Annotated in this window: 16 protein-coding genes and 1 pseudogene; 6 read left to right on the plus strand and 11 right to left on the minus strand. The window is 55.0% G+C overall.

The window, feature by feature from the left end:
* Nucleotides 1–9: 9 nt before the first annotated feature.
* A pseudogene (locus IP581_RS18985) lies at nt 10–201 on the plus strand (DUF554 family protein); the annotation flags it as partial.
* 116 nt (nt 202–317) lie between these two features.
* Complete coding sequence (gene idi / locus IP581_RS18990; RefSeq protein WP_193821128.1) at nt 318–869, plus strand: isopentenyl-diphosphate Delta-isomerase; 552 nt, start codon at nt 318–320, stop codon at nt 867–869.
* Nucleotides 870–917: 48 nt separating this feature from the next.
* On the opposite strand, the gene lysS is transcribed toward idi, so the two are convergent.
* The 5 genes from lysS to xerD form a co-directional block, all read right to left on the minus strand.
* Complete coding sequence (lysS, locus tag IP581_RS18995; protein WP_193821129.1) at nt 918–2,435, minus strand: lysine--tRNA ligase; 1,518 nt, start codon at nt 2,433–2,435, stop codon at nt 918–920.
* A gap of 9 nt (nt 2,436–2,444) precedes the next feature.
* Nucleotides 2,445–3,543 (minus strand): peptide chain release factor 2 gene (gene prfB / locus IP581_RS19000; protein ID WP_096325398.1). Its coding sequence is split into 2 segments (ribosomal slippage): nt 2,445–3,467 and nt 3,469–3,543, totalling 1,098 coding nucleotides; the frame shifts between segments, so codons are not numbered across the junction.
* 91 nt (nt 3,544–3,634) lie between these two features.
* Nucleotides 3,635–5,368: a single-stranded-DNA-specific exonuclease RecJ gene (recJ, locus tag IP581_RS19005; RefSeq protein WP_193821130.1), complete on the minus strand. Its 1,734-nt coding sequence runs from the start codon at nt 5,366–5,368 to the stop codon at nt 3,635–3,637.
* 5 nt (nt 5,369–5,373) lie between these two features.
* The gene (gene dsbC, locus IP581_RS19010) at nt 5,374–6,087 is read right to left on the minus strand and encodes a bifunctional protein-disulfide isomerase/oxidoreductase DsbC (protein ID WP_193821131.1); all 714 of its coding nucleotides are present in this window, start codon (nt 6,085–6,087) and stop codon (nt 5,374–5,376) included.
* A gap of 24 nt (nt 6,088–6,111) precedes the next feature.
* Nucleotides 6,112–7,008: a site-specific tyrosine recombinase XerD gene (gene xerD, locus IP581_RS19015; RefSeq protein ID WP_193821132.1), complete on the minus strand. Its 897-nt coding sequence runs from the start codon at nt 7,006–7,008 to the stop codon at nt 6,112–6,114.
* Between the two features lie 99 nt (nt 7,009–7,107).
* Between xerD and fldB the strand changes: the two genes are divergently transcribed.
* Nucleotides 7,108–7,629: a flavodoxin FldB gene (gene fldB, locus IP581_RS19020; RefSeq protein ID WP_086873528.1), complete on the plus strand. Its 522-nt coding sequence runs from the start codon at nt 7,108–7,110 to the stop codon at nt 7,627–7,629.
* Between the two features lie 12 nt (nt 7,630–7,641).
* Here the strand turns inward: fldB and IP581_RS19025 are convergent, their stop codons facing one another.
* Nucleotides 7,642–8,058: a protein YgfX gene (locus tag IP581_RS19025; protein ID WP_086873527.1), complete on the minus strand. Its 417-nt coding sequence runs from the start codon at nt 8,056–8,058 to the stop codon at nt 7,642–7,644.
* Nucleotides 8,039–8,305 (minus strand): FAD assembly factor SdhE, encoded by a 267-nt coding sequence (gene sdhE / locus IP581_RS19030; RefSeq protein WP_017457616.1) that lies wholly within the window; start codon nt 8,303–8,305, stop codon nt 8,039–8,041. The genes IP581_RS19025 and sdhE overlap by 20 nt, the downstream gene beginning before the upstream one ends.
* A 246-nt stretch (nt 8,306–8,551) precedes the next feature.
* Between sdhE and ygfZ the strand changes: the two genes are divergently transcribed.
* On the plus strand, nt 8,552–9,535 hold the full coding sequence (gene ygfZ / locus IP581_RS19035; protein ID WP_097400859.1) for a tRNA-modifying protein YgfZ: 984 nt from the start codon (nt 8,552–8,554) through the stop codon (nt 9,533–9,535).
* A gap of 61 nt (nt 9,536–9,596) precedes the next feature.
* On the opposite strand, the gene trhA is transcribed toward ygfZ, so the two are convergent.
* Entirely contained in the window at nt 9,597–10,256 is a 660-nt protein-coding gene (trhA, locus tag IP581_RS19040) for a PAQR family membrane homeostasis protein TrhA (protein ID WP_193821133.1), read from the minus strand.
* A 239-nt stretch (nt 10,257–10,495) separates the two neighbouring features.
* Between trhA and IP581_RS19045 the strand changes: the two genes are divergently transcribed.
* Together IP581_RS19045 and IP581_RS19050 are read left to right on the plus strand one after the other, a co-directional pair.
* Entirely contained in the window at nt 10,496–11,224 is a 729-nt protein-coding gene (locus tag IP581_RS19045; protein WP_086873857.1) for a MurR/RpiR family transcriptional regulator, read from the plus strand.
* A 116-nt stretch (nt 11,225–11,340) separates the two neighbouring features.
* Nucleotides 11,341–12,774 (plus strand): 6-phospho-beta-glucosidase, encoded by a 1,434-nt coding sequence (locus IP581_RS19050; RefSeq protein WP_193821134.1) that lies wholly within the window; start codon nt 11,341–11,343, stop codon nt 12,772–12,774.
* 36 nt (nt 12,775–12,810) lie between these two features.
* Here IP581_RS19050 and IP581_RS19055 read toward each other — a convergent pair whose 3' ends face one another.
* The 3 genes from IP581_RS19055 to gcvH form a co-directional block, all read right to left on the minus strand.
* The gene (locus tag IP581_RS19055; protein WP_086873523.1) at nt 12,811–13,554 is read right to left on the minus strand and encodes an SDR family oxidoreductase; all 744 of its coding nucleotides are present in this window, start codon (nt 13,552–13,554) and stop codon (nt 12,811–12,813) included.
* A gap of 62 nt (nt 13,555–13,616) precedes the next feature.
* On the minus strand, nt 13,617–16,490 hold the full coding sequence (gene gcvP / locus IP581_RS19060; protein WP_193821135.1) for an aminomethyl-transferring glycine dehydrogenase: 2,874 nt from the start codon (nt 16,488–16,490) through the stop codon (nt 13,617–13,619).
* Between the two features lie 173 nt (nt 16,491–16,663).
* The gene (gene gcvH, locus IP581_RS19065) at nt 16,664–17,053 is read right to left on the minus strand and encodes a glycine cleavage system protein GcvH (protein ID WP_086873521.1); all 390 of its coding nucleotides are present in this window, start codon (nt 17,051–17,053) and stop codon (nt 16,664–16,666) included.
* Nucleotides 17,054–17,075 lie beyond the last annotated feature (22 nt).

Consider the following 17,075-nt stretch of genomic DNA (forward strand, 5'->3'; position numbering starts at 1 on the left):
GCAGGCACCGCGCTCGCGGTCTTTATCCTGCATAGGATCACCCCGGATATGATGGGCGACTTCTCCTGTGCGGGCGGTTTAATCATGGTGGCGACCGGGCTGCGAATTTGTAATATCAAGCCCTTTCCGGTGGCGAACATGCTTCCCGGTCTGGTGCTGGTGATGCCCTTTTCCGCTCTCTGGGCCACTCTTTTTGCCTGAGCCTCGGATATACTAGCGTTTGCCCGGTGGCGCTGTGCCTGGCAGGTCCGTGAGATCACATTCTCCCGGTAAGTCACGCATAGCGCCACCCGGCGTTGTTAGGTTCGGGAGTCGTTATGGTTATTCAAGAACACGTTATTTTGCTTAACGACCAGGGAGAGGTTCTCGGCACGCAGGAAAAGTACGCCGCGCACACATCACATACACCGCTGCATCTGGCTTTCTCCTCCTGGCTTTTTCGTCCGACAGGCGAATGTCTGGTCACCCGCCGCGCAATGAGTAAAAAAGCCTGGCCTGGCGTCTGGACCAACTCAGTTTGCGGCCATCCGCAAATGGGTGAAACTATTGAGCAGGCGATTGTCCGCCGCTGCCGCTACGAAGTGGGTGCCGACATCACCACTATCACCGCCATCGCACCGGGTTTTCGCTATCGCGAAACCGATCCTTCGGGCATTGTCGAAAATGAGATCTGCCCGGTTTTTGCCGCAGAGATCGTATCGCCGCTTGAAATAAACAGTGATGAAGTGATGGAGTATCAGTGGGTTAAACTGGACGCGTTGTTGCACGCGCTCAACGCCGCGCCCTGGGCTTTCAGCCCGTGGATGGCGGCAGAAGCCGCAAGCGCGGCGCAGCAGTTACGGCAATTTGCCGCAGAATTAGCGCAATAAAAAAGCCCCGACGCGACAAACGCCGGGGCTTTTTTTATCGCTGAGCGATTATTTCACCGGACGCATCGCCGGGAACAGGATCACATCACGAATAGTGTGGCTGTTGGTGAACAGCATCACCATACGGTCGATACCGATACCCAGACCAGCAGTCGGCGGTAAGCCGTGTTCCAGCGCGGTTACGTAGTCTTCGTCGAAGAACATGGCTTCGTCGTCGCCCGCTGCTTTCGCATCAACCTGATCCTGGAAGCGCTGCGCCTGATCTTCTGCGTCATTCAGCTCGCTAAAGCCATTACCGATTTCACGTCCGCCAATGAAGAACTCAAAGCGATCGGTGATTTCCGGGTTCTGATCGTTGCGACGCGCCAGCGGCGAAACTTCCGCCGGGTATTCGGTAATGAAAGTCGGCTGGATCAAGTGCGCTTCAGCCACTTCTTCGAAGATCTCCGTGACGATACGGCCCAGACCCCAGCTCTTCTCAACCTTGATACCAATGCTTTCAGCAATCGCTTTCGCGCTGTCGAAGTTATCCAGATCCGCCATGTTGGTTTCCGGGCGGTATTTCTTGATCGCTTCGCGCATGGTCAGTTTTTCGAACGGCTTGCCAAAATCAAACACCTCGTCGCCGTACGGCACTTCGGTTTTGCCGAGAATATCCTGCGCCAGCGTACGGAACAGCGATTCGGTCAGCTCGATCAGATCTTTATAATCCGCGTACGCCATATAGAGTTCCATCATGGTGAACTCAGGGTTGTGACGAACGGAGATACCTTCGTTACGGAAGTTACGGTTGATTTCGAACACGCGCTCGAAACCGCCAACCACCAGACGTTTGAGGTACAGTTCCGGCGCGATACGCAGGTACATATCGAGATCCAGCGCGTTATGGTGAGTGATAAACGGACGCGCAGAGGCACCGCCCGGGATCACCTGCATCATCGGCGTTTCCACTTCCATAAAGTCGCGGCCGACCATGAACTGGCGAATACCGGCCAGGATCTGCGAACGCACTTTGAAAGTGTTGCGGGATTCATCATTCGAGATGAGATCCAGGTAACGCTGACGATAGCGCGCTTCCTGATCCTGCAAACCGTGGAATTTGTCCGGCAGCGGGCGCAGCGCTTTGGTCAGCAGACGCAGCTCGGTGCAATGGATAGAGAGTTCGCCGGTCTTGGTCTTGAACAGCTTGCCGCGCGCGCCGAGGATATCGCCGAGATCCCATTTTTTGAACTGCTCGTTGTAGATGCCTTCCGCCAGATCGTCACGAGAAACATACAACTGAATGCGCCCCCCCATGTCCTGCAGGGTTACGAAAGAGGCTTTACCCATGATGCGGCGGGTCATCATACGGCCCGCAACGGCAACTTCGATGCCCAGCGCTTCCAGCTCTTCGTTCTCTTTGGCATCGAATTGTGCGTGCAGCTTGTCAGAGGTATGGTCGCGACGGAAATCGTTCGGGAACGCCACGCCATGCTCACGCAGTTGCGCCAGCTTCTCGCGGCGAGTTTTCAGTTCATTATTAAGATCGACTGCCGCGTCAGCGCCTTGTGCTTGTTGTTCAGACATGTTGGTTCCTCATAACCCTGCTTTCAAACTTGCTTCGATAAATTGATCCAGGCTGCCGTCCAGCACCGCCTGCGTGTTACGGGTTTCAACCCCGGTGCGCAGATCTTTAATGCGGGAATCATCCAGGACATAAGAGCGGATCTGGCTGCCCCAGCCGATGTCCGACTTGGTGTCTTCCATCGCCTGTTTCTCAGCATTTTTCTTCTGCATTTCCAGTTCATAAAGCTTCGCTTTCATCTGCTTCATGGCCTGGTCTTTGTTCTTATGCTGGGAGCGGTCGTTCTGGCACTGTGTGACCAGTCCGGTTGGAATGTGGGTAATACGCACCGCGGATTCCGTACGGTTTACGTGCTGACCGCCCGCGCCGGATGCGCGATAAACGTCAATGCGCAGGTCCGCCGGGTTGATTTCGATATCAATATCGTCGTCCACTTCCGGGTAGACAAAGGCGGAGCTAAAGGAGGTGTGGCGACGGCCGCCTGAATCGAACGGGCTCTTACGCACCAGGCGATGAACGCCGGTTTCGGTGCGCAGCCAGCCGTAGGCGTAATCACCGATGATCTTAATGGTGACGGATTTAATGCCGGCAACTTCACCTTCGGACTCTTCGATGATCTCGGTTTTAAAGCCACGAGCTTCCGCCCAGCGCAGGTACATGCGCATTAACATGCTCGCCCAGTCCTGCGCTTCGGTGCCGCCGGAACCTGCCTGAATATCCAGGTAGCAGTCGGCGCTGTCGTACTCGCCAGAGAACATGCGGCGGAACTCCAGCTGCGCCAGTTTCTCTTCCAGCACATCCAGTTCAGCGACCGCTTCGTTAAAGGTCTCTTCGTCTTCGGCTTCAACCGCCAGATCCAGCAGGCCGCTGACATCTTCCAGCCCTTGGCGCATTTGATCCAGCGTATCAACGATAGCTTCGAGTGAGGAACGCTCTTTGCCCAGCGCCTGTGCGCGCTCAGGTTCGTTCCACACGTCCGGCTGTTCCAGCTCGGCGTTTACTTCTTCCAGACGCTCTTTCTTGGCGTCATAGTCAAAGATACCCCCTAAGAACGTCGGAGCGCTCCGTGAGGTCCTGAATACGATTTTTTACCGGGTTAATTTCAAACATGGTCTGATTTCTTTTAATGGACTAGTCAAAAGGCGGTGATAAGGGCGGAAGTTTACCGGATTCCCGCCCTGTTTTATAGCGAATACTGGCGCTAAAGTGGCCAGAGATGCTCGATGATCAGCTGTACGCTACGATTGCCGCGAAACTCGTTCACATCCAGTTTATAAGCAATATTTACCTGCCGCACACCGTTATCCGGCCAGCAGGTGGTATCGACGTTAAAAGCGATTCCATCAAGCAGTGGACCGCCGCCAACCGGCTCCAGCATCACCTTGAGATGACGCTCACCCACCAGCCGCTGCTGCAGCAGGCGAAACTCGCCGTCAAACAGCGGTTCCGGGAACATTTGTCCCCAGGGACCCGCTTCTCGCAGCATCTCCGCGACTTCCAGCGTCATCTCCTGCGCCGACAACGGGCCGTCAGAGACAATCTCACCTTGTAATAACGCCGGATCCAGCCATTCTGTCACCAGCTCGCCAAAACGCTGGCGGAACTCGTCAAAACGGTTTTCTTCCAGCGTCAAACCGGCCGCCATTGCGTGACCGCCGAATTTGAGCATCATGCCCGGAAACAGCATATCCAGACGCTCCAGCGCATCGCGCATATGCAGCCCCTGAATCGAACGCCCCGAACCTTTCAGCACGCCGTCTCCGGCTGGCGCAAAGGCGATCACCGGGCGGTGAAAGCGCTCTTTAATGCGCGAAGCGAGGATACCGACCACCCCCTGGTGCCACTCGGGATGGTACATCGCTAAGCCACCGGGCAGCGTTTCACCGCTGCGCTCAAGCTGCTCGCACAGCGTCAGGGCTTCGGCCTGCATCCCCTGCTCAATCTCTTTGCGCGTCTGGTTCAACGCGTCGAGATCGCTGGCTAACTGACGCGCTTCGCCAAGGTTATCGCACAGTAACAGCGCAACCCCCACCGACATATCGTCCAGCCTGCCCGCCGCGTTAAGGCGCGGCCCGAGCGCAAAACCGAGATCGCTTGCTGCCAGCTTTTGCGCATCGCGGTTGGCAATTTCCAGCAGCGCCTTGATGCCCGGACGGCAGCGCCCGGCGCGAATGCGGCTGAGCCCTTGCCAGGTCAGAATGCGGTTATTGGCATCCAGTGGCACCACGTCCGCCACCGTTCCCAGCGCCACCAAATCAAGCAGTTCCGCCAGATTTGGCATCGCCAGGCCGCGCGCCTCAAACCAGCCGCTGTCACGCAGAAAAGCGCGCAGCGCCAGCATCAGATAGAACGCAACACCAACCCCGGCCAGCGACTTCGACGGAAAATCGCAGTCGCGCAAATTAGGGTTAACAATCGCTTCGGCATCGGGCAACGTGTCACCTGGCAGGTGGTGATCGGTTACCACCACCGGGATCCCCAGTTCATGAGCCCGCGCCACGCCTGCATGTGAAGAGATGCCGTTATCCACCGTCAGGATGAGCTGCGCGCCGCGCGCATGCGCTTGATCGACCACTTCCGGGCTAAGCCCATAGCCGTCATCAAAACGGTTCGGCACCAGGTAACTGACATTTTCACAACCGAGCGCACGCAAGGCCAGCACGCTGAGGGCGGTACTGGTGGCGCCATCCGCATCGAAATCGCCCACCACAATAATGCGCAGCCCTTCACGCAAAGCGTTGTAAAGCTGCGCCACAGCTTCATCGATACCGGTAAGTTGTTGCCACGGCAGCATGCCTTTAACGCTGCGCTCCAGTTCACTGGCCGTGCGCACACCGCGGCTGGCGTATAAGCGACGCAGCAGCGGCGGCAAGTCTTCGGCCAGTTCTGCTGCGTCATCCACCTCACGGCGGCGAAGTTGTATCTGAGCTTTCACGCGAATTATTTACCGCCGGTCGCTTTTTGATGTTGGTCGAGGAAGGCTTTCATTTCGGCCGGAGCCTGATACCCCGGAACGAGGTAGCCGTCATTCAGCACGATCGCTGGCGTGCCGTTGACGCCAAACTGCACGCCCAGCGCGTAATGGTTGGCAATGTCGATATCACAGCTGGCCGGTTTCACCTCTTTACCTTCCATCGCATTATCGAAGGCTTTTTTAGGATCTTTTGCACACCAGATAGCCTTCATCTGGTTTTCAACTTCGCTTGGCACCCCCTGGCGCGGGAAGGCAAGGTAACGCACGGTGATGCCGAGCGCGTTGTAGTCTGCCATCTCGCTGTGCAGCTTCTGGCAGTAACCACATGTGATATCGGTGAACACGGTGATGACATGTTTTTCCTGCGGCGCTTTGTAGACAATCATCTCTTTTTCCAGCGCGTTCAGATGCGGTAACAGCATCTTCGTGGTGACGTTTACAGGCTGCGCGCCGCTGACATCGTACATCGGGCCCTGGATGATATGTTTGCCGTCTTCGGTCACATACAGCACGCCGCTGTTGGTCAATACGGCCTTCATTCCGGCAACCGGCGCGGGCAGCACTTCGCCACTCTGTACACCCAATTTAGCCAGCGACTGTTTAATTGCCGCGTCATCGGCATGTGCCGCGCCGCTAAACGCCGCCGCCATTAGGGTGAACATCACTAAACCTTTTTTCATAACACATCCTTAGATTGTCAGCATTCACGCCCGCGGGTGATGCTGTTGATGAAGCTTGCGCAGTCGCTCGGTAGCGACATGCGTATAAATTTGCGTGGTCGATAAATCCTGGTGGCCTAAAAGCATTTGTACCACGCGCAGATCCGCGCCATGGTTGAGCAGATGGGTGGCAAACGCATGGCGCAAAACGTGGGGCGAGAGCTTTTCACTGTCGATGCCCGCAAGCGCCGCATAGTGTTTGATGCGATGCCAGAAAGTCTGGCGCGTCATCTGCTGCGCGCGCTGGCTTGGAAACAGCACATCAATTGAAGCACCGTTGAGCAGCCAGGGGCGACCATGTTCCAGATAGTTTTCGACCCAGTACACCGCCTCTTCGCCCAGCGGCACCAGGCGCTCTTTATTGCCTTTACCAATCACTCGCACCACGCCCTGACGCAGGCTGATATCACTCATCGTCAGGCCAACCAGTTCAGAGACGCGAAGGCCGGTCGCATACAACACCTCAAGCATCGCTTTATCGCGTAACTCCAGCGGTTGGTCAACCACCGGAGCCTGCAAAAGCCTGCTCACCTGCGTTTCACTTAAGTCTTTCGGTAAACGTTGCGGCAATTTAGGTGATGCGAGCAATGCGCTGGGATCGTCGCTGCGTACTTTTTCCCGATAAAGGTACTGAAAGAAACGCCGCACGGCGCTAAGCAAGCGCGCCGAGCTGGTGGCCTTATAACCACCGCTCACCCTTTCAGCTAACAGCGCTTGTAAATCATCACCTTGCGCTTTTTCCAGACTGCTGGCGTGGTGGTGCAACCACTCCACCACACTTTTCAAATCACGGCGGTAAGCGTTTAGCGTATTTTCCGCCAGATTGTTCTCAAGCCAGAGAGCATCGAGAAACTGTTCGATACGTGCGAGATCCTGTTCCATCCAGCGTCTCCTTTACTCAAACGCTGCATTATGCCTGATTGATGTACGATTCTGGTACACTGCGTGAAAAGACACATCAAGAGTCGAGAAGTTTACGTTATGAATATCGGTCTGTTTTACGGTTCCAGCACCTGCTACACCGAAATGGCGGCAGAAAAAATCCGCGATATTATCGGCCCGGAACTGGTGACGCTGCACAACCTGAAAGATGATGCTCCCGCCCTGATGGAACAGTACGACGCGCTTATTCTGGGTATTCCAACCTGGGATTTCGGCGAGCTGCAGGAAGACTGGGAAGCGGTTTGGGATCAGCTTGATAACCTCAATCTCGACGGAAAAATCATCGCGTTGTACGGGATGGGCGATCAGCTCGGTTACGGCGAATGGTTCCTCGACGCACTCGGCATGCTCCACGACAAACTGGCCCCCAAAGGGGCGACATTCATTGGTTACTGGCCGACAGAAGGCTATGAATTTACCAGTAAAAAACCGGTCATTGCCGATGGGCAGCTCTTTGTAGGGCTGGCGCTGGATGAAACCAATCAGTACGATTTAAGCGATGAACGTATTCAAGGCTGGTGCGAGCAAATACTGACGGAAATGGCGGAACGGCTCGGCTGAGCCATCCCCGCCTTAATGTAGCCCCTGCGCCGGATTTTGGGTGATCATCCGGCGTAGATCGCGCCACTCCTGCGAATCCATACTGTCTGCCGCCAGCCATAAATGCTGGCGCCGCCCGTCTTCCGCACGGCGTAATCGCAACATCATACCGCCGCGGATCATCCAGGGTGTACCGATAATATCCCACTCCACACCTTGCCAGCGCAGGCGGGAATCCATCAGCAGTTTGATCTCTCCGTGGCAGGCGTTGATCCGCCGCTGGCTGCGCACGCAATCAAAAACCACCAGCGACAGCAGCAAAAGCCATAGCGGCGTATAGCTCAACGGCCAGGGCATAAAAAGAATGAACGCCGCCACCAGCCCGTGCAGTAATAACGAAATCCATTGTGCGCGCCATGAGACGCGTAAATCAGATTGCCACAGGACCACGATCCCGATTCCGTGTCTGAATTAACTGCACCATTCGCTGCAACTCCGCGTCCTGGGGTTTGCCATGATTCATCAACCAGTTGAATAAATCCGGATCATCACTCTCCAGCAGACGCACAAACACCTGTTTGTCGTGGTCACTGAGCGAGTCGTACTCGTGTTCAAAAAAAGGCATGATGGAGATATCGAGTTCGCGCATTCCGCGGCGACAGGCCCAATGGATACGGGCTTTATTATTAATATCCATGTTCTTCTCCCTTCATAGGCATGAGGGCCTATTGTAACGTGTTTTTAATATTCCTTTTGCGGAATATTTAGCTTCCCGGACCTGCTTCCAGAATAAATCGCATCGTCTGCAAAATTATCACAGTGCTGCGTAGCGCCTCGCAATGCTCGCACAATGGCACAAATCGCATGCTTTATCGCTTGCATTGAACAATGGCTCTTTTACCATTAAGTACCAACACAGCGTTAAGCTAATCAGGACATTATTATGGCTTTTACTCCATTTCCTCCGCGCCAGCCGACCGCATCTACCCGTCTGCCGCTGACGCTTATGACGCTCGATGACTGGGCGCTGGCAACCATTACCGGTGCGGATAGCGAGAAATACCTGCAGGGCCAGGTCACTGCTGACGTGTCGAAAATGGCAGCAGATCAGCATCTGCTGGCGGCGCATTGCGATTCTAAAGGCAAAATGTGGAGCAATATGCGGTTGTTTCACTATCAGGAAGGATTTGCCTGGATTTTGCGCCGCAGCGTGCGTGAATCGCAGCTTCGCGAACTGAAAAAGTACGCCGTATTTTCCAAAGTCACTATCGCCGCAGATGACGAACATGTGCTGCTGGGCGTTGCCGGTTTTCAGGCTCGCGCCGCGCTGGCTAATCTCTTCACAACGCTGCCGGACAGCGAAAAGCAGGTTGTGCAGGAAGGGGAAACAACTCTCCTGTGGTTTGAACATCCGGGCGAGCGTTTCCTGCTGGTTACTGATGTCGCAACGGCAGAACAGGTGACGGAAAAACTACGCGGTGAAGCGCAGCTTAACAACAGCCAACAGTGGCTGGCGCTAAATATCGAAGCCGGGTTACCCGTGATTGACGAGCCAAACAGCGCGCAATTCATTCCGCAGGCAACCAACCTGCAGGCGTTGGGCGGCATCAGCTTCAAAAAAGGGTGTTATACCGGGCAAGAAATGGTTGCTCGCGCGAAATTCCGTGGTGCCAACAAGCGTGCGCTGTGGTACCTGGCAGGCGCTGCCAGCCGCACGCCGGAAGCGGGTGAAGATCTTGAGCTAAAAATGGGTGAAAACTGGCGTCGCACCGGTACGGTGCTGGCATCCACTCAGTTAGATGACGGCCGCGTGCTGGTTCAGGTCGTGATGAATAATGACATGGAACCAAACAGCGTGTTCCGCGTACGCGACGATGCCAATACATTAAGCATCGAGCCGCTGCCCTACTCGCTGGAAGAAGAATAATCCGCGTTAAAACAACTGCCATGCTATAGCCGGGCTGGCAAAAGCCGCCCGGCACTACTGCTTAAACTTGTCCGACATACAAATAGATCGCCAGGAAGTGACACACGCTGCCACCCAGCACAAAGCCGTGCCAGATCGCGTGATTATAGGGAATACGTTTACAGACGTAGAAAATGACGCCCAACGAGTACACCAGCCCGCCGACAGCCAGCAGCGTCACGCCGCCCACCGATAACCGTGTCGCAAGCTGATAAATCACAATCAATGACAGCCAGCCCATTGTCAGGTATGTCACCAGCGACAACACCTTGAACCGGTGCGCAATGGTGAGCTTAAACAGGATCCCCAATAAGGCGAGGCTCCAGATAACAATCATCAGCCCACGCGCCAGCGGTGAATCCAGCCCGACCAGTAAAAAAGGCGTATAAGTTCCGGCAATCAGCAGATAAATGGCGCAGTGGTCAAATTTCTTTAACCATCTTTTTGCGCGCTGGTGCGGAATCGCATGGTACAGCGTGGAGGCGAGAAACAGTAGGATCATACTGCCGCCATAAAGCGAGTAGCTGGTAATCGCCGTCATACTGGCGTTGCTGTCTACCGCCTGAACCAGCAACAATACCAGGCCGACAATACCGAACACCAGCCCGATACCGTGGCTGATGCTGTTAGCAATTTCCTCTGCCAGTGTGTATCCCTGTGCGAATAAAGGTTTCTTAACCATGGTAACTCCGGGAAAACTCAAAAAAACGTCGCAACACTAGAGTAACTGAGAATGATTCCAGTGCACACCTGTACGCTAAAATAAATATCGTTGATGAATGTTTCATGACGTAGGCTGCATGCCATGAATGCGAAAGTCAGGGAAACAGTGCCGGAGTTATGGCAGCATGTGAGCACGCAAAAAGCCTGCCGGGTGGCATTGGGCTACGTTTACCGCAAGCAAAGGATATCGCCGTGACAATGTTTACTCACTCCGCCATCGCCAGCCTGAATACTCTGGAGATGTTGGTTTACAACTTTGTCATCAAAAATCGCGACAAAGTGATGTACATGACCATTCGTGAGCTGGCCGATGCGGCGGGCGTCTCCACCACGACCGTGTTGCGCTTTTGCCGCAAGCTCAACTGTGAAGGCTACTCGGAATTCCGTGTGCGTTTTAAATTATATTTAGAGCAGAATGAGCCGCCGCAAGCGAATTTCGGCGCCAGCGAAGTGATCAGTTTTTTTAAAAGCGTTAACAATGACGAGTTTGATAAGTTATTAGATAACACTGTTGATATCATATTATCTTCCGAGCGCATTATATTTGTCGGTGCTGGCACATCGGGTGCGCTGGCGAAATATGGCGCAAGATTCTTCTCAAATATCGGTAAATTCAGTAACCATATCGATGATCCTTATTTCCCGGTCACCAATGATATGGCTAAAAACGCACTGGCAATTGTCCTTTCGGTTTCAGGTGAGACGGAAGAGATCCTGCGCTTCGCCAGCCAGTTCAGCCTGCACCATTGCAAAGTACTGTCGATCACCAGCCACGAACACTCGCGACTGGCAAAACTGGCGGACTTTAATATCTCCTGGCATGTGCCGCAAATGCGCATTAGCGGCGGCTACGATATTACTACGCAAATTCCTGTTATTTATATTCTCGAATCGCTGGGACGTAAACTGGCGAAGAAAATAGCATAAAAAAACAGTGTGTTTTTTCGGTGTAACAAATTACCCCAGCGGCAATTTGTTATATCGTGACATTTAATTCGCCTTTGTTAGACTCGTTATCAGCCAATATAACGGGAATAGTAACAATGAAAAAATTGACCTTACCGAAAGACTTTTTATGGGGTGGCGCGGTTGCCGCACACCAGGTTGAAGGCGGCTGGAATAAAGGCGGCAAAGGCCCGAGCATCTGCGATGTCCTGACAGGCGGCGCGCACGGTGTTCCGCGTGAAATCACGCAGGAAGTCGTCGCGGGCAAATATTACCCGAACCACGAAGCCGTTGATTTTTATGGTCACTATAAAGAAGACATCAAGCTGTTCGCCGAAATGGGCTTCAAATGTTTTCGCACCTCCATCGCCTGGACCCGCATCTTCCCGCTGGGCGATGAGCAACAGCCGAATGAAGAAGGGCTGAAATTTTACGACGACATGTTTGATGAGTTGCTCAAATACAATATCGAGCCGGTCATCACGCTGTCCCACTTCGAAATGCCGCTGCACCTGGTGCAGGAATATGGCGGCTGGACCAACCGTAAAGTAGTCGATTTTTTTGTACGCTTCGCCGAAGTGGTTTTCGAGCGCTACAAGAATAAAGTCAAATACTGGATGACCTTTAACGAAATCAACAACCAGCGCAACTGGCGCGCGCCGCTGTTTGGTTACTGCTGTTCCGGCGTGGTCTACACCGAACATGAAAACCCCGAAGAGACCATGTATCAGGTGCTGCACCATCAGTTTGTTGCCAGTGCCATGGCGGTGAAAATCGGCCATCGTATTAACCCGGAAATGAAAATTGGCTGCATGCTGGCCATGGTGCCGCTGTACCCCTTCTCCTGTAAGCCGGACGATGTGATGTACGCGCAAGAGTCAATGCGTGAGCGTTATGTCTTTACCGATGTCCAACTGCGCGGCTACTACCCTTCTTATGTGCTGAACGAATGGGAACGCCGTGGTTTTACCATCCGCATGGAAGCCGGTGACGAGGCGATTTTGCGCGAAGGTTGCTGCGATTACCTCGGCTTTAGCTATTACATGACCAACGCGGTGAAAGCGGAGGGCGGCGCTGGCGATGCACTCTCCGGTTTCCAGGGCAGCGTCCCTAACCCGCATGTTAAAGCGTCTGACTGGGGCTGGCAGATTGATCCGGTTGGCCTGCGCTATGCGTTATGCGAGCTGTATGAACGCTACCAGAAACCGTTGTTTATCGTCGAAAACGGTTTTGGCGCGTACGACAAAGTCGAAGCCGACGGCAGCATCAATGACGATTACCGCATCGATTACCTGCGCGCGCACGTCAAAGAGATGATCAAAGCAGTGACCCACGACGGCGTGGATCTGATGGGTTACACCCCGTGGGGCTGTATCGACTGCGTCTCTTTTACCACCGGCCAGTACAGCAAACGCTACGGCTTTATCTACGTGAACAAGCACGATGACGGCACCGGCGATATGTCGCGCTCCCGTAAAAAGAGCTTTAACTGGTACAAAGAAGTGATTGCCAGCAACGGCGAAAATCTTTGACGCAGTAAACTCCTCTCCCTGACGGGAGAGGAGTGCTTATCTGCCGCCGGCTAAATCGAGAAAACTGCCGGTAACATACGACGCTTTGTCGCTCAACAGCCAGACAATGCCCTGCGCCACTTCTTCCGGTTGCCCACCGCGCCGCATCGGGATCGCGCTGCTCACCCGGTCCACACGCCCGGGCTCACCGCCGCTGGCATGCATTTCTGTGTAGATAAAACCCGGACGCACACCATTCACGCGGATACCGTTCGCCGCAACTTCCAGCGCCAGCCCGGTTGTGAGCGTATCGACGGCCCCTTTTGACGCCGCATAATCGACGTATTCGCCGGGCGAGCCGAGACGCGCCGCCGCCGAGGAAACATTAACAATCGCGCCGCCGTGCCCACCGTGTTGGGTGGACATCCGTTTTACCGCTTCGCGACAGCAGAGGAAATAGCCCGTCACGTTGGTCGCCAGCACGCGATTAATGCGTTCTGCGCTCAGTTGCTCAACCCGGCTCTGCTGAAATAGGATCCCGGCATTATTGACCAACGCGGTAAGCGGTTCCGGTTTTTCATCAAGAGACGCGAACATAGCCTGTACCTGCGCTTCATCGCTGATATCGGCCTGTACTGCGAACGCATGCCCACCCTGCGCGCTGATTTCCGCCACCACGTCGTCGGCAGCAGACTTGTTGCGGTGATAATTGACGGCAACGGTGTAGCCTTCTTGTGCCAGCAGCAGCGCGGTTGCGCGGCCAATTCCCCGGCTGCCACCGGTCACTAATGCAATCGCCATCTGGTTCTCCTGAAAAGTAAAAGGGCGCCGAAGCGCCCTTAAAAGATAGTCGAATCAGCGCATTACTGATATTCGCTCATCGGCACGCAGGAACAGAACAGGTTACGGTCGCCGTACACATCGTCCAGACGCTTCACGGTCGGCCAGTATTTGTTGGCAAAACCTGCCGGGAACACCGCCAGTTCGCGGGTGTAACCGTGATTCCACTCAGCCACCAGCTCATTCTGCGTGTGCGGTGCGTTAACCAGCGGGTTATCTTCCAGCGTCCACTCACCCTGTTTCACACGTTCGATTTCCGCACGAATCGCCAGCATGGCATCGATAAAGCGATCCAGTTCGACTTTGCTCTCCGATTCGGTCGGTTCCACCATCAACGTACCGGCCACCGGGAAAGACATGGTTGGCGCATGGAAACCGTAATCGATCAGGCGCTTAGCGATATCCAGTTCGCTGATGCCGGTCTCTTCTTTCAACGGGCGAATGTCGAGAATACACTCGTGCGCAACGCGACCATCGCGACCGGTATACAGCACCGGGAAAGCCTCTTTCAGACGGCTGGCGATATAGTTGGCATTAAGGATCGCCACCTGGCTCGCTTGTTTCAGCCCTTCCGCGCCCATCATGCGGATATACATCCAGCTGATCGGCAGAATCGACGCGCTGCCAAACGGCGCCGCAGAGACCGCGCCCTGACGGGTGAGCATCCCTTCAATCTGCACCACGCTGTGACCCGGCACAAATGGTGCAAGATGCGCTTTCACGCCAATCGGCCCCATGCCCGGACCGCCACCGCCGTGCGGAATGCAGAAGGTTTTATGCAGGTTGAGGTGCGACACATCCGCGCCGATAAAGCCCGGCGACGTGATACCCACCTGCGCATTCATGTTCGCGCCATCCAGGTAAACCTGGCCGCCAAACTGATGCACCACTTCACACACTTCGCGAATGGTCTCTTCATACACACCGTGGGTGGACGGGTACGTCACCATGATGCAGGAGAGGTTATCGCCCGCTTGCTCCGCTTTCGCGCGCAAATCGGCCAGATCGATATTGCCGTTTTTATCACAAGCAACCACCACAACCTGCATCCCCGCCATCTGTGCCGATGCCGGGTTAGTACCGTGCGCAGAACTTGGGATCAGACAGATGTCGCGGTGACCTTCGTTGCGGCTTTCATGGTAGTGACGAATCGCCAGCAAACCGGCGTATTCGCCTTGCGCGCCTGAGTTCGGCTGCATGCAGAGCGCATCATAACCGGTCAGTTTTACCAGCCAGTCAGAGAGCTGAGCGATCATCTGGTGATAACCCTCAGCCTGTTCCGGCGGGCAGAACGGGTGCAGTTCAGCGAATTCCGGCCAGGTGATTGGGATCATTTCCGCCGCCGCGTTCAGTTTCATGGTGCAGGAGCCCAGTGGGATCATCGCCTGGTTGAGCGCCAGATCTTTACGCTCCAGCGAATGCATATAACGCATCATCTCGGTTTCGCTGTGATAGCGATTAAACACCGGGTGCGTCAGGAAAGCGTCTTCACGCAGCATACTCTGCGGGATGGAACGGCTATCAAGCGCGACCTCTTTATCCAGCGCATCAATATCCAGACCATGTTTGTCGCCCAGCAGCACGTTAAACAGCACCTGCACATCTTCACGCGTGGTGGTTTCATCCAGCGTGATGCCAACGGCGTTAAGAATGTCGCTACGCAGATTAATTTCCTGCGCTTCGGCGCGAGCCAGCACGGCGGCTTTGTCCGCAACATCAACACACAGGGTGTCAAAGTAGTGCGCGTGGCGCAGTTTCAGGCCACCGCGCTGCAAACCAGCAGCAAGGATATCGGTCAGGCGATGAATACGTCCGGCAATGCGTTTCAGCCCGGCCGGACCGTGGAACACCGCGTACAAGCTGGCGATGTTGGCCAGCAGAACCTGCGAAGTACAGATGTTGGAGTTGGCTTTCTCGCGGCGAATATGCTGCTCGCGCGTCTGCATCGCCATGCGCAGCGCGGTGTTACCGGCGGCATCTTTCGACACACCGATAATGCGGCCTGGCATGGAGCGTTTGTATTCATCTTTTGCGGCAAAGAATGCCGCGTGCGGGCCACCGTAGCCCATCGGCACGCCAAAGCGTTGCGCGGAGCCAAACACAATGTCGGCCCCCTGTTTACCTGGCGCAGTCAGTTGCACCAGCGTCAACAAATCGGCGGCAACGCTGACCACGATTTTGCGGGATTTCAGTTGGTTAATCAGCGCGCTGTAATCATGCACTTCACCCGTCGTGCCGACCTGCTGGAGCAGTACGCCGAACACATCCTGGTGATCGAGAACTTTAGCCGCGTCATCAACAATCACGTCAAAACCGAAGGTTTCGGCGCGAGTGCGCACGACATCGAGCGTTTGCGGATGCACATCGGCCGCGACGAAGAAGCGGTTGGCACCTTTCAGTTTGCTGACGCGCTTCGCCATGGCCATCGCTTCAGCCGCTGCGGTGGCTTCATCCAGCAACGACGCGGAAGCGATATCCAGCCCGGTGAGATCGAGCGTAACCTGCTGGAAGTTGAGCAGCGCTTCAAGGCGGCCCTGCGACACTTCCGGCTGATACGGGGTGTAGGCGGTGTACCAGCCTGGATTTTCCAGCATGTTGCGCAGAATAACCGGCGGCAACTGCACGGCGGTGTAGCCCATGCCAATGTAAGACTTAAAGCGCTTGTTGCGGCTGGCAATCGCTTTCAGCTCGGCCAGGGCTGCGAACTCAGTGGTCGATTCCCCAACCTGCGGCGGAGTGGCAAGCTGGATGTCTTTTGGCACGATCTGGCCAATCAGTGCGTTTAACGAATCCGCGCCAACTGTGTTCAGCATCTCCTGCTGTTGCTGAGCATCCGGCCCAATGTGACGTCCAATGAAAGCGCCACGGTTTTCAAGCTGGCTTAAAGTCTGTGTCATGAGCGATGGTTCCTGAAACGTGCAGTGAATCGTATTTAGAAATTGCCTGAATATGCTAAGCCCTTCGCATTGCAGGAAGGCGGCGACGCAGCACATCCCCGGCCGCTGACATCAGTAAGCGCCCGGGAATGCGTGGAAGCCAACGCGCCTGCCACGCGAAGGATGAGGCGTATTTACTCGTCTTCGAGCAGCGCGGCGTACGCTGTCGCATCCAGCAGCGCGGCAACTTCGGCTTCGTCGCTGGCTTTAATTTTGAAAATCCAGCCTTCGCCATACGGCTCGCTGTTGACCAGCTCCGGCGAATCGGCCAGTTGATCATTAACCGCCACAATTTCACCGCTGATTGGCGCGTAGATATCAGAAGCCGCTTTTACCGATTCGGCAACGGCGCAATCATCGCCCGCGCTGACGGTCGCGCCCGCTTCCGGCAGATCGACAAACACCATATCGCCCAGCAGTTCTTGCGCATGTTCGGTGATGCCAACGGTGTAAGTGCCGTCCGCTTCTTTGCGCAGCCACTCATGTTCTTTGCTGTATTTCAGTTCGCCTGGTACGTTGCTCATTTCATTCTCTCCAGATAAAAAG

This window comes from Kosakonia pseudosacchari (assembly GCF_015167415.1).
Taxonomy (GTDB): Bacteria; Pseudomonadota; Gammaproteobacteria; order Enterobacterales; family Enterobacteriaceae; genus Kosakonia; species Kosakonia pseudosacchari.

What these genes read in the sequence shown, in the direction of transcription:
- ygfZ (WP_097400859.1), top strand. Translation starts at nt 8,552, where the DNA reads ATGGCTTTTACTCCATTTCCTCCGCGCCAGCCGACCGCATCTACCCGT.
- IP581_RS19045 (WP_086873857.1), top strand. Translation starts at nt 10,496, where the DNA reads ATGTTTACTCACTCCGCCATCGCCAGCCTGAATACTCTGGAGATGTTG.
- xerD (WP_193821132.1), bottom strand. Translation starts at nt 7,008, where the DNA reads ATGGAACAGGATCTCGCACGTATCGAACAGTTTCTCGATGCTCTCTGG.
- fldB (WP_086873528.1), top strand. Translation starts at nt 7,108, where the DNA reads ATGAATATCGGTCTGTTTTACGGTTCCAGCACCTGCTACACCGAAATG.
- IP581_RS19050 (WP_193821134.1), top strand. Translation starts at nt 11,341, where the DNA reads ATGAAAAAATTGACCTTACCGAAAGACTTTTTATGGGGTGGCGCGGTT.
- IP581_RS19055 (WP_086873523.1), bottom strand. Translation starts at nt 13,554, where the DNA reads ATGGCGATTGCATTAGTGACCGGTGGCAGCCGGGGAATTGGCCGCGCA.
- idi (WP_193821128.1), top strand. Translation starts at nt 318, where the DNA reads ATGGTTATTCAAGAACACGTTATTTTGCTTAACGACCAGGGAGAGGTT.
- lysS (WP_193821129.1), bottom strand. Translation starts at nt 2,435, where the DNA reads ATGTCTGAACAACAAGCACAAGGCGCTGACGCGGCAGTCGATCTTAAT.
- gcvH (WP_086873521.1), bottom strand. Translation starts at nt 17,053, where the DNA reads ATGAGCAACGTACCAGGCGAACTGAAATACAGCAAAGAACATGAGTGG.
- gcvP (WP_193821135.1), bottom strand. Translation starts at nt 16,490, where the DNA reads ATGACACAGACTTTAAGCCAGCTTGAAAACCGTGGCGCTTTCATTGGA.
- sdhE (WP_017457616.1), bottom strand. Translation starts at nt 8,305, where the DNA reads ATGGATATTAATAATAAAGCCCGTATCCATTGGGCCTGTCGCCGCGGA.
- trhA (WP_193821133.1), bottom strand. Translation starts at nt 10,256, where the DNA reads ATGGTTAAGAAACCTTTATTCGCACAGGGATACACACTGGCAGAGGAA.
- dsbC (WP_193821131.1), bottom strand. Translation starts at nt 6,087, where the DNA reads ATGAAAAAAGGTTTAGTGATGTTCACCCTAATGGCGGCGGCGTTTAGC.